Annotated in this window: 10 protein-coding genes; 6 read left to right on the forward strand and 4 right to left on the reverse strand. The window is 76.3% G+C overall.

Annotated features, from left to right (window positions below; genetic code table 11):
* From ABT093_RS33205 to ABT093_RS33215, 3 genes are all read left to right on the forward strand, one after another.
* Nucleotides 1-1,693: AAA family ATPase (locus tag ABT093_RS33205; RefSeq protein WP_350570698.1), on the forward strand; the 1,693-nt coding region annotated here is incomplete at its 5' end.
* Nucleotides 1,690-3,387: a S8 family serine peptidase gene (locus ABT093_RS33210; protein ID WP_350570700.1), complete on the forward strand. Its 1,698-nt coding sequence runs from the start codon at nt 1,690-1,692 to the stop codon at nt 3,385-3,387. The genes ABT093_RS33205 and ABT093_RS33210, both read left to right, overlap by 4 nt.
* A gap of 260 nt (nt 3,388-3,647) precedes the next feature.
* Nucleotides 3,648-4,244, forward strand: coding sequence for a sigma-70 family RNA polymerase sigma factor (locus ABT093_RS33215; RefSeq protein ID WP_350570702.1), 597 nt, complete (start codon nt 3,648-3,650; stop codon nt 4,242-4,244).
* Nucleotides 4,245-4,575: 331 nt separating this feature from the next.
* Here ABT093_RS33215 and ABT093_RS33220 read toward each other — a convergent pair whose 3' ends face one another.
* Together ABT093_RS33220 and ABT093_RS33225 are read right to left on the reverse strand one after the other, a co-directional pair.
* The gene (locus ABT093_RS33220) at nt 4,576-5,004 is read right to left on the reverse strand and encodes a hypothetical protein (RefSeq protein WP_350570703.1); all 429 of its coding nucleotides are present in this window, start codon (nt 5,002-5,004) and stop codon (nt 4,576-4,578) included.
* Nucleotides 5,005-5,266: 262 nt separating this feature from the next.
* Nucleotides 5,267-6,850, reverse strand: coding sequence for a CehA/McbA family metallohydrolase (locus tag ABT093_RS33225; RefSeq protein ID WP_350570705.1), 1,584 nt, complete (start codon nt 6,848-6,850; stop codon nt 5,267-5,269).
* 185 nt (nt 6,851-7,035) lie between these two features.
* On the opposite strand from ABT093_RS33225, the gene ABT093_RS33230 reads away from it, so the two are divergent.
* Nucleotides 7,036-8,034, forward strand: coding sequence for a polysaccharide deacetylase family protein (locus ABT093_RS33230; protein WP_350570706.1), 999 nt, complete (start codon nt 7,036-7,038; stop codon nt 8,032-8,034).
* A gap of 55 nt (nt 8,035-8,089) precedes the next feature.
* Here the strand turns inward: ABT093_RS33230 and ABT093_RS33235 are convergent, their stop codons facing one another.
* Both ABT093_RS33235 and ABT093_RS33240 read right to left on the reverse strand, forming a co-directional pair.
* Nucleotides 8,090-9,316: a sensor histidine kinase gene (locus ABT093_RS33235; protein WP_350570708.1), complete on the reverse strand. Its 1,227-nt coding sequence runs from the start codon at nt 9,314-9,316 to the stop codon at nt 8,090-8,092.
* Nucleotides 9,317-9,336: 20 nt separating this feature from the next.
* Nucleotides 9,337-9,924, reverse strand: a complete 588-nt coding sequence (locus ABT093_RS33240) for a hypothetical protein (protein ID WP_350570709.1) — start codon at nt 9,922-9,924, stop codon at nt 9,337-9,339.
* Between the two features lie 254 nt (nt 9,925-10,178).
* Between ABT093_RS33240 and ABT093_RS33245 the strand changes: the two genes are divergently transcribed.
* Together ABT093_RS33245 and ABT093_RS33250 are read left to right on the forward strand one after the other, a co-directional pair.
* Entirely contained in the window at nt 10,179-10,745 is a 567-nt protein-coding gene (locus tag ABT093_RS33245; protein WP_350570711.1) for a response regulator, read from the forward strand.
* 536 nt (nt 10,746-11,281) lie between these two features.
* The gene (locus ABT093_RS33250) at nt 11,282-11,755 is read left to right on the forward strand and encodes a hypothetical protein (RefSeq protein ID WP_350570712.1); all 474 of its coding nucleotides are present in this window, start codon (nt 11,282-11,284) and stop codon (nt 11,753-11,755) included.
* Nucleotides 11,756-12,033: the final 278 nt, after the last annotated feature.

Genomic DNA, 12,033 nt, shown 5'->3' on the forward strand with positions numbered 1-12,033 from the left:
GGGCGGCGCGCCCGGCGGCGCCCCCGCCCCGGCCGCGCCGCCCGGCCCGCTGGAGGTGCTGGAGTCGCTGGTCGGCCTGGCCGGGGTCAAGGAGCAGGTGGCCACCCTGGTCAACCTCAACAAGCTGGCCCGCCGCCGCGAACTGGCCGGCATGCCGGCCCTCCCGATGAGCCGCCACCTGGTCTTCGCCGGCCCGCCCGGCACCGGCAAGACCACGGTCGCCCGCCTCTACGGCGCGATCCTCGCCGAGCTGGGCGTGCTGCGCAGCGGCCACCTCACCGAGGTGGCCCGGGCCGACCTGGTCGCCTCGATCATCGGCGGCACCGCGATCAAGACCACCGAGGTGTTCCAGCAGGCGCTCGGCGGCGTGCTGTTCATCGACGAGGCGTACACCCTCTCGGCCGGGTCCGGTTCGGGCTCCGGCCCGGACTTCGGGCGCGAGGCGATCGACACCCTGGTCAAGCTGATGGAGGACCACCGCGACGACGTGGTGGTGATCGTGGCCGGCTACTCCGCCGAGATCGTCGACTTCCTGGCCAGCAACCCCGGCCTGGCCTCCCGGTTCAGCCGGACCGTCGAGTTCGCCAACTACGAGGTCGACGAGCTGGTCACCATCGTCGAGCGCGCCGCCTCCGGCCACGGCTACCAGCTGGCCGAGGGCACCGGGGCGGCGCTGACCGTGCTGTTCGAGCGGATGCCGCGCGGCGAGGACTTCGGCAACGGCCGGTCGGCCCGCAAGGTCTTCGAGGAGATGGTCGACCGGCAGGCCACCCGGCTCGCCGAACAGCCCGAGATCAGCGACGAGGACCTCGCGCTGCTCGTCCCGGCGGACGTCGGCGTGGAGCTGGAGCCGCCCGCGAAGGAGGCCGACGGCACCGAGCCGCTGGCCGAGCTCCAGGCCCTGGTCGGCCTGCCCGCCGCGAAGGAGCAGGTCGAGGACCTGGTCAACCTGATCCGCCAGGTGCGCCGCCGCGAGGAGGCCGGCCTGCCGACCGCGACCATCAGCCACCACCTGGTCTTCGCGGGCCCGCCCGGTACCGGTAAGACCACGGTGGCGCGGCTCTACGGCCGGCTGCTGGCCGAGCTGGGCGTGCTGCCCGGCGGCCAGCTGATCGAGACGGCCCGCGCCGACCTGGTCGGCCGCTACGTCGGCCACACCGCGCAGCTCACCAAGGAGGCGTTCGACAAGGCGCGTGGCGGCGTGCTCTTCATCGACGAGGCGTACACCCTGACGCCCCGGCACGGCGGCGGCGGGGACTTCGGCCAGGAGGCCGTGGACACCCTGATGAAGCTGATGGAGGACCACCGCGACGAGGTGGTGGTGATCGTGGCCGGCTACGAGGACGAGATGCGGCACTTCCTCTCCTCCAACCCCGGTCTGGCCTCGCGTTTCTCCCGGCAGATCGACTTCGGCCACTACGCGGACGACGAGCTGGTCACCATCGTGCGCAACCACGCGGTCTCGGCCGGGTACGAGTGCGCGCCGGAGACGCTGGTCGCCCTCCAGCAGCTGTTCGGCACCGTTCCGCGCGACCGCACCTTCGGCAACGGCCGCTTCGCCCGGCAGACCCTGGAGGGCATGATCACCCGCCAGGCCGGCCGCCTCAGCCGCCTGGACGTCGCGGACCTGTCGGAGCTGAGCCTGCTCCTGCCCGAGGACATCGCGGTCGACCGCGCGGGCAGCCCCGGGTGACCGCCGCGACCACCGCCGCCCTGGCGGCCGTCTGCGGCCTCGCGGTCCTCACCCCGTCGGCGGCGACGGCCGCCCCCTCCCCGGTCGCGGCCGGGCCGGCCCCGGCGGGGCGGGTCGTGGCGAGTCCGGTCGGCCTCCCCGGCCCGGGGCCCGCGGCGTTCGCGGCGGCTGCGGCCGTGTCGGCCCGGGAGGCGTCGGCCGTGACGGGCCCGGCGGGCCGGTCGGGGCCGGTGCCGGTGCGTCCGGCGGTGGTGGGGCCGTCCCCGCTGGTGCCGGCGCCGGCCGCTGCTCCGGCCGGGGCCGCCGGGCCCGCCCTGGACGGGTCCGCCGTGTCCGCATCCCCGGCCGCGGCCGGGCCGGCCTCCCCGGCGGCTCTCCGGTTCGGCCGGGAGCCGTCGGCCGTGGCCGCCGTCTCGGCTGTGGCGGCGTGGGAGGCGCCGGCCGGCGCGGTCCGGGTGGCCGCCGCGGCGGGGCCCACGGCGGTGGCGGCCGTGCCGGGGGCGGACGGCGGGGGTGCCCCGGCGGGGGCGGCGGAGCTTCCGGCGGCCGGGCAGACGCTGCCCGACGTGCGGCAGAACGGGTGCCGCAAGCCGTCCGGGCGGGTGGCGGACCGGGCGAGCTGGGCGCAGACGTACCTGCGGCCGGAGGCCGTCTGGCCGCTGAGCCGGGGCGACGGCGTGACCGTGGCCGTGATCGGCTCCGGGGTGGACGCCTCCACGGGAGCGGGTTCCGGCGCGCTGGCCGGGCGGCTCACCCTCGGGCCCCGGCTGCACGGCGAGGGCGACGCGGGCCGGGACTGCGTCGGCCACGGCACCGTCCTGGCGGGCCTGATCGCCGGCCGCCGGACGGGCGACGGCGGCCCGTCCGGCATCGCGCCCGGGGCGAAGGTGCTGGCCGTCGCCGCCACCGACGACGCCGGAAGCACCAACGCCGACCTGCTCGCCCGGGGCATCCGCGCGGCGGCGGACGGCGGCGCCCGGATCGCCCTGGTCGCGGCGCCCATCGCCGAGCCGGCCCAGGCCCTGGCCGACGCGGTCGGCTACGCCGCCGTCAAGGGCATGCTGCTGGTCGCCCCGGTGGGCCCGGACAGCCAGGCGGTGGCCGCCCCGGTCTATCCGGCCGGGTACCCGGGCGTGCTCGCGGTGGCCGCGCTCGGCGCCGACGGCGCCCCGGCGGGCGGTGCGGCGACCGAGGCTCCGTCGGCGTCCTCCGGCGCCCCCGCCGGGCGGGCCTCGCGGGTGGACCTGGTCGCGCCCGGCATGGCACTGCTCGCCCCCGGACCGGGCGGCGGCACCTTCACCGCCTCCGGCCCGAGCTACGCCGCCGCGCTGGTGGCCGGGGCGGCGGCCCTGGTGCTGGGCCGCTCGCCCTCGCTGACCGCCGAGCAGCTCGCCGAGCGGCTGCGGGCGACGGCCTACCGGCCCGGGACGGCGCTGCCCGATCAGGCGGTCGGCTGGGGCACGGTGGACCCGATGACGGCCGTGGCCGCCGGGAGCGCCGCCAGGCCCCAGGCCGGGGGCGGCGGCGCGGTGCCGTCCGCCGAACCGGTCGTCGTCCCGCCGCCGGCCGACCGCTCGGCCGAGCGGCTGGCGGCGGCGGTCGCCGGGGCCGGGCTGGGCGGCGCGGCGCTGGTCGGCCTGGCGGCGGCCGCGGTGCGCGCCGGGCGGAACCGGGGCGGCCGCCGCCCGGAGTGACGGCCCGGGCCGGCCGCCGGGCGATCGGCGGGGGCCGCGAACGCCGCCCCAACGTCGCGCCAACGCGGCCCGGCGCGCCCGCGTTGGTCCGCCGTTGGCCCCCCGTTGGCGACGGCTGCAAGCGTGGCAGCGCCCGGGAGAGCGGCACGCCCGCCGTGGCCCGCCCCCGCGCGCCGAGACAGCGATCGACCCAGGCACCGACCACCGGCCATCGACCGGGGTGCCGACGAATGACGAATGTCGTAAGGGGCTCAACAGCCGTGGCCATCGACGCTACCGCCCACGCCGGGACGACCACCGAGCAGCCCCGGGGGCCCGTCGCCCCGGCGGGCGCCCGGCCCACCCTGGACCAGGACATCCTCGCCGAGCTGTACCGGCTGCACGGCGGCTACCTGCTGCGCGCGATGCTCCGGGTGACCAGCGGCGACCGGGGCAAGGCGGAGGACATCGTCCAGGAGACCCTGCTGCGGGCCTGGCAGAACCCGGCGGCCATGCACCGCGGCCCCGAGCACAGCCGCCCGTGGCTGTTCACGGTGGCGCGCCGGATCGCCATCGACCACTACCGGATGCAGATGGCCCGTGCCCAGGAGGTCGCCGACGAGGCCCCCGAGGACCACGCCGGCAGCCACGACCCGTACGACGAGGTGCTGGTGGCCCAGGACATGGCGGCGGCGATGGCCGAGCTGCAGCCCCACCACCGGGACGTGCTGGTCGAGTTGCACATGAAGGGGCGGTCGATGGCGGAGGTGGCGCGGGTGCTGGGGGTGCCGGTCGGCACGGTCAAGTCCCGCAACTTCTACGCCGTCCGCGCCCTGCGGCCGATCCTGGAGGCGCACGGCATGGCCTGGGCCGGCTGAGCGGCTGAGCGGCTGAGCGGCGTCGGCGGTGCGGTCCGGCGGCCGTGACGTCCGGTGCCGATGCCCCTTCCGTGCCCTTGTGTGCCCTTTGGGGAACCGTCCGCCCGGAAGCGGAACGCCGTGAACCGTTCCCCGGCCGGCACCCGTAGACCAGGGTGGCGGCACCGCCACCGGCGCCCGTCCCCCGTGCGGGCGCCGGGCCAACGGCCGCCCCGGTCTCCGCCCTTGTGGGAGCGCGGACACCGGGGCGGCCGGCCGCACAAGCGGCCCCCGGTCTCCCCCGGACCGGGGGCCGCCCCCTTTCCGCGGGCCGCGGTCACCGCCCCGGCGGTCACCACCCCAGCAGGTACGCCCCCCGCCGCAGCCCGGCCAGCACCGTGTCGGCCGTGACCCCGGCGTCCTCGGTGGCCGAGCCGTCCGCCTCCGCCACCGCGCCCCCGTGCAGCACCACGTAGTGCAGCGCCGCCCCCGTCGCCCGGCTCTCCCGGCGGAAGGCGTCCAGCGCCGTCGGCGCGACCGATCCCTCCACCACCACCTGGTACCCGCCCGAGGCGAACGCGAAGGCCGCCTGCGCGGTGGCCGCCAGCGCGGTCACGTTCTGCCGCCGCGCCTCCGGCCGGTCCGCCTCGACGTACCCCTGCCGCACCGCCCGCCGGAAGTCCTCCGCGCGCAGGTGGACGCTCGGGAAGAGCGCCTCCGCGACCAGCGGGGCGACCGCGCCGCTCCCGGCGCCGGCGGCCGGGTCGGAGAGGACGACCACGCTGCCCGCTCCCCGTCCGCCTCCGAGCTCCGGCCCACCTACGGTCGTACGGTTCACAGCTGCTGATCCCTTCGCGGGCCGGGGACGGACGGGGCCGGGGCGGGACGGCCGGAGCGCGCGGGCGAACCCGGCCATCGAACCCGGCCATACGGACAGCCGACCCTCTCGTCATACGAGTGACTGCTGTCGGAGATCAACCTAGTCCACCGCACACCCCGGAGTCCTCCCCTCCCCGGACCTCCGCCGTCCCGTCGCCTCCCCGCTACCTCCGCACCCTCAGCACGATCGGATTGGTCAGCGCCGCCATCGGCCCCCACGGCAGGTCCGGGCCCATCGAGTTGCCCCGGCCCGGGCTCCCGTCCGCCTTCGGGTGCCGCACCTCGGCCCGGACGTACGCGGCGAGCGAGGCGGTGGTCCGCCACACCACGGTGCCCGCGCCGTCGGCCGGCAGCGACTCCTGGTGCAGCTGGCCCTCGTCGGTCAGGAACCGCACCGTGCCGTTCGGCACCCCGGAGACGGCGAGCCGGACGTCCACCGGCGCGTCCGCGGGGACGGCCAGCTCCTCGCCGATCCCGGCCTGCCGGCCGTCGCCGGTGGCGGTGAACTCCAGCTGGACGGACGCCGATTCGGCCAGCCAGCTGCGGCCCGCGCGCAGGCCCGCCAGGACGGCGTCGCGGTCGAGGTCCTCGGCGAACACCACGGTGTGCGGCGAGCCGATCACCTGCGGGACGCTGTGCGCGTCGCTGTTGCCGATCGCGGGCAGCCAGGACCGCCCGTCGCGCAGTGCCACCGCCAGTCCGGCGTCCCAGGTGTCCACCGCCGACTCGTCGTCGTACGTCCACGGGCCGTTCCACACCTCGACGGCGTCCGCGTGCTCGTACCCGAACTTCCACTGGCAGGCGACGTACGGGCAGTACGGGTGCGCCGGCACCACCAGCCCGCCCTGCCGCCGCACCTGGCGGGCGAGCCGGGGGAAGACCTCGTCGCGCGAGCGGTAGCGCCAGTCGACGAACCGGCCCGGCTCCAGGCCCAGCGCCAGCCAGTGGCCGTTGCGGGTGGTCACCTCCTCGCCGAGCACGATCAACAGGTCCGGGCCGGCCAGCGGGCCCCAGACCCCGTGCGAGGAGGTGGTGTTGTGGTCGGTCGACACGATGAAGTCCAGCTTCGCCTCGCGCGCGCCGGCGGCCACCTCGGCCGGCTGGCGGCGCCCGTCGGAGTGCACCGTGTGCAGGTGGCAGTCGCCCCGGTACCAGGCCCGCCCGCGCCCCCGGGCGCGCTCCGGCGGGTAGGCGGGGGTGAACTCGCCGCCCGGCGCGCCGAACCGCAGCGTCACGTCGACCCGGTACTCCAGCCCCTGCGGCGCCACCTGGTACGGACCCAGTACCACGTGCCACCGGCCCGGGCGGATCGCGCCCGGCAGGTAACCCGGGGTGGCCTGTTCCCGGCTCACCGCGAACTCGCTCCGGAAGCCGCCCGACCAGCCGCGGAAGCCGCGTCCGCCGAGGTCGGTGCCGCGTTCGTCGAAGAGCCCGATGTCGCAGGAGTTGCCCGGGGTGCCGGCCGGCACCGGCGGTTTGTCGTAGCGGTAGGCGACGGCGATCTCCCGGACCCCGGCGGGGACGTCGAAGGGGAGGTGGACGAAGTCGGGCGCACCGGTCGGCAGCTTGCCGGACAGGGTGATCGTCCGATCGGCCGTGTCCGGGCCGCCGGCCCCGCCGGCCCCGTCCGCAGCCCGTGCGACGCCCGTCGCCGCCGTGGTCGCCGCTGCCGCCCCGAGTGCCGCCCCCGCCGCCAGTAATCCGCGCCGGCCCAGCCGCGCCCCGTCGTCCCGCACGTCCTCCGCCATCGGAAGCCTCCGCTCTCTCCTGGTCTGCCTGCGGCCCGCCTCCTACCCGCTCCGATGAACCCCCGGTGAGCCGGACCCCACCGCCGAGCGGCGGGCCCGTGAAGGCCACCCGGGTTGCGCGGCCCGGTGCTGGGGGCCTCTTATAGACGTAGATCATCTGACAGTCAGACAGTTCCGGAGTCCTCATGTCACTCAGCCGGCGGACCCTCCTGGCGGCCACGGCCGGCACCGCCCTGGCCGCCTGCGCGCGTCCGGCGCCGCCGCCCCCGCCGACCTCCGCCCCGCCGACCTCCGCCCCGCCGACCGGTACCCCGACGACCGGCACCCCGCCGCCTTCGGTGGCTCCCACGACCCCTCCGGCTCCGCCGATCCCGACGCCCACGGAGACCCCCACGGCGTCCGTCACCACCCCCACTCCCACTCCCACCGTCGCCCCCACCCCCGCCTCCGCCCTCACCGCCGCTCCCGCCCCCGTCCCCCTCCGTGCCACCGTCACCGCCCGCTACGCCGGTAACGCCCCCGCGGCCTGGGGCCTCGACGTCCCCGGCGTGCTCACCACCCTCCCCGAGGCCGCCGCCCCCGCCATCGCCCTCACCTTCGACGCCTGCGGCGGTTCCGGCGGCTCCGGTTACGACGCCGCCCTCGTCGACACCCTGCGCGCCCACGGCGTCCCCGCCACCCTCTTCCTCAACGCCCGCTGGATCGACGCCAACCCCGCCGTCTTCGAGTCCCTCGCCGCCGACCCGCTCTTCGAGATCGCCAACCACGGCACCGCGCACCGCCCGCTCTCCGTCACCGGCCGCTCCGCCTACGGCATCGCGGGCACCCGTGACCCGGGCGAGGCCTACGACGAGATCGCGGGCAACCTGGCGAAGCTCACCGCCCTCCTCGGCCGCCCGCCCCGCTTCTTCCGCTCGGGCACCGCGCACTACGACGACGTCGCCACCCGCATCGCCGCCGACCTCGGCCAGCAGGTCGCGGGCTTCAGCACCAACGCCGACGGCGGCGCCACCCTCCCCGCCGCCCAGGTCCAGCGGGAGCTGGCCGGCGCCGCACCGGGCGACATCGTCATCGCCCACATGAACCGCCCCGCCTCCGGCACCGCCCGCGGCGTCGCCGCCGCCCTCCCCGCCCTGCTGGCCGCCGGCCGCACCTTCACCCGCCTCTCCGACGCGTTCCGTTAGGCCGCCGCGCCTCGGAGGCCGCCCACCGGCGGCCTCCTCGTGCTCTTCCCCCTCCTCACCGCGGCGCCGCGGTCGCACCGACCGTCGTGGACACCGGCAGCGCCGCCGCGACCCGGAACCCGGGACCGTACGGGGCCGCGCTCAACAGCCCGCCGTACAGCGCCACCCGCTCGCGCAGCCCCAGCAGCCCGTTCCCGGTGGACAGCTCGTGACGTGCCTCCGGCGGGCGCCCGGCACCGTCGTCCACCACCTCGATGAGCAGCGCCCGGTCCCAGGTGACCCGCACCACCGCGCGGGTGCCGGGGCCGGCGTGCTTGGTGATGTTGGTGGCGGCCTCCTGGATGAGGCGGTAGGCGGTCTGGCCCACGCTGTCGTCGATCCGCTGCGGTGTGCCCCGCACTTCGAGGGAGATCTGCACGCCGGCCTCGCGGACGTCGTCGAGCAGATGGTCCAGATCGCCCAGCCCGTGGGTGTACCCCTCCTCGACCGCCGCCTCCGAGCTGCGCAGCAGCCGCAGCATGTGCCGCAGCTCGGCCATCGTCGACCGCCCGAGCGTCTCGATGTGCCCGAACGCCTCGGCGCGCGCCGGGTCCTCGAAGGCGGTGACCTTCGCCGTCTCGGCCCGCATCACCATGACGGCCACCGCGTTGGCGACGATGTCGTGCAGCTCCCGCGCGATCCGCACCCGCTCCTGGGTGACCCGCATCCGTGCCTCGGCGACCTCCTCCCGGTGGCGCTCGGCCGCCTTCTCGGCGGCCCGGCTCCACCGGGCGAAGCCCCAGACCACCAGCGTCACCGGGAGGTAGAACGCGAGGTTCGCGACGAGCACGGGGCCGAAGTCCTGGCTCGGGCGATCGCTGACGCTGTAACTGATCGCCAGCCCCAGCGGAACGGTGCTGAGCGCCAGGGCCGTCAGCGCGACGGGTCGGCGGCACTGCGCGGCGACGGTGTAGAGGGCGATCATGAGGCCGAAGCACGGCACGTAGTCCAGGACGCCGCCCAGCGTGAGCACGCTGGCGAGGGACGAGATCACCCAGACGGCGGCGAACACCGCCACCGGCCAGCGACGCCGCAGGACCAGCGCGGAGGCCTCCGCCAGGGCGAGCAGGACCATCCCCAGACGCTGCTCCGAGCTCACCCAGGAGCCGGTCAAGCTGCCGAAGTAGAGCAGTTCCGGGACGATCGCCGCGAGGGCCAGCGCGATGTCCTGCCAGCAAAGGACCCACCCGCCCGGCCCGTTGTGCCCGGTCCAGAGCCGGCCCTCCGGCGTCACTGCGGTCATGACAGTCGCTCCTGATCCGGTCAGCCGGTCGCGGCGCGCCACGGATCGTCGTTCGGATCCACGGCGTGGTGTCCGCAGAGGGGGCTGGTGCAGCAGGTGCCCCAGCCGAAGGCCTTCACGCTGGAGACGACGTCGCCGGCGAAGGCGGGTCCGAGCCACCAGCGGTCCGGCGGAGCGGAGTCCTTCTCCGGGCGCACCACCCGGAAGCCGAGTTCGGCGTGGGCCGCCCACTGGTCGCCGTGGTGGCGGATCAGGAGTTCGGCGACCCGCTCCGGGGTGGAGTGCACGACGGGGACCGTGAACGCCGTCGGGCGGACCAGCGTGAGGACCGCCGCCGCGGTGGTGATCCCCTCCCCGTCGACCGCCGCCAGACTGATGCCGCCGGCCAGGATCGACTCGGTCCGGCCGTCGGGTCCGGGCGACCGGGAAATGCGGACGAGGTACCGCCGCCAGGGGCTCGACAACTCCTCGGGCGGTTCCGGGACGAGCACGGTCGCCGTGCTGGTCAGGAAGCCGTACGCGAGCGGCTTGTCGGCGGGCCCGGACCGCTCCCACAGGTTCACCGTGACGAGCAGGGCGGGTATCTCGGTAGCGGATTCACTATTCATTGTGACTCTCCGTAATCATCGGCGACCCGCTCGGTTCTGTGCGGGTGAACTGATACCACCCTCGCCCCACTCCTGTCCCAGATGCATGAGCCCCCGGCCCCACCTCTGCCCCGACCTGTGGATTTCCCCCGCCTCCGTCGATCCGGGCAATGGACCGTCATGACATTTGTCATGGGACGCCGCTGAGGAGTTTCATCACCCTCGGTGAGTGCACGCACTTCTGCCGCCCCGGGGCCACTGGGAGGCTGAACCACATGACCGAGCGCCTCCCCGCCCTCCGCCTCCTGCTGGCCGACGACGAGCCCGGCCGCAGGGCCGCCCTGGCCGCCCTGCTGGCCCTGGAGGAGGGCCTCACCGTCGTCGCCCAGGCCGACTCCGCCCCGGCCGCGACAGCCCTGGCCGTCCGCCGGCGGCCCGACGTCGCCGTCCTCGCGCTGCGGTCTCCGGGCCTCGGCGGCTCGCCGCTGCCGCCCTGCCCGACCGTGATCATCACGACCCACGACCGCCCGGGCGACCTGCGCCGCGCCCTGCGCGCGGGGGCCCGGGCCTTCCTGCCGCGCAGCGTCTCCGCCGCCGACCTCGCCCGCGTCGTCCGCACCGTCCATCGGGGCGGCCGCTACGTTCACCCGGACACCCTCGCCCCGGACACCACCGTCCTGACCGCCGACGAACTCGACGTCCTCGACCTCACCGCCACGGGCACCCCCGTCCCCCTCCCGCCGGCGACCGTCCGTCACCACCTCACCTGCGCCGCCGTCAAGCTCGGCACCACCCACCCCGGCGCCGCCCTCCGGCAGGCCCATCGGCACGGGTGGATCTGAGAGCCCGACCGCCCACCGGCGGCGGTGCGACTTCCTGGCGGATCCGCTCAGCTCCGCGCCGCGCGCCCGCGCGCTCGTCGCGGCGGCGGATCGCGGCGGCGAGGTAGCGGCGGCTGGCCTGGGTCCGGGGGTGGGTGTCACCGCGGACCTGCTCACGTAGGCGGAGAAGGGCTTGGAGGAAGGGGATGGCGCGTGCCGAATGTCCTTGCCCGTGCAGGCGTTCGGCCGCGGTCCGGTAGAGGGCGGTCGCATGGTCGTTCCGGGGATCGCCGGTTCGGGTGGCGGCGAGCGCGACCAGGTGCGGCATGAGGGCGTCCCACTCCGCCGTGGCGACCGGTTCCGGCTCCTCCTCGGGGTTGAGAGTCCGCAGCAGGGCGAGTTCCGCCGCATGGCGTCCGGCGGGGGAGCCGTCCGGTTCGGGCGGTGCGGTGGTGCGCAGGACGGTCTGGACGAGGCGGTGGACGCTGATGGTGTGCCGGGTGACGGTGGCCATGCTGTAGGCGTTCAGGAGGCCCAGGGCTTCGTGGAAGTCGTCGTTGCCGGAGGTAGGCGCCGGCCTGCTCCAGCGCGAGCGGCAGATGGCCCGTCTCGGCGGTGAGTTCGCGCGCCTGCCGGCGTTCGCGCGCCGTCGGGGCGCCGTCCGGGAAGGCGTACCGGCAGATCAGTTCGGCGGCCTCGTCGGGGTCCAGGGTGCCGAGGGGACAGGTGCGGACGGTGCCGGGCCAGCCGGTGGCGCGGCGGCTGCTGACGAGGTGGTGGCCACCGCCGAGCGCGCCGAGGTAGCGGTGGACGTCGGCGGGGTTCTCGACGTTGTCGAACACCAGCAGCCAACCGGGGTGCCACTGCAGCCAGGCCTGCGCCCACTCGGCCCGCTGCTGCTGGGAGGCCGTGCCGGGCCAGGCCGGCAGCAGCCGGCGGGCCAGGTCCGCGAGGGACTCCTCGATGCGGGCCGGGGTGTCGGCGGTGACCCACCAGATGAGCGTGACGAGGCGCGGTACCGGTGGGCGTAGGCCAGCGCGAGCGTGCTCTTGCCGACCCCGCCGAGGCCGTGCACCGTCGAGGCCTGGGTGATCGCGGTCCCGCCGGCCTCGGTGAGCGTGGTGCGCAGCCACGCGAGGGCGTCCTCGCGTCCGATGCACAGGGGGACGGGCGCGAGGCTGGTCAGGCCGCCCGGGGCCTGGACGTCGCGGGCCGCGTGGAGGATCTCGGCGGGCAGGCCGATCACGTCGCCGGTGTGGGCGGTGCCGATGCCGTGCGCGGAGATCGAGCCCGCGCCCGCCGCCTCGAA

Source organism: Kitasatospora sp. NPDC002551 (genome assembly GCF_040296005.1).
Classification (GTDB): Bacteria; Actinomycetota; Actinomycetes; order Streptomycetales; family Streptomycetaceae; genus Kitasatospora.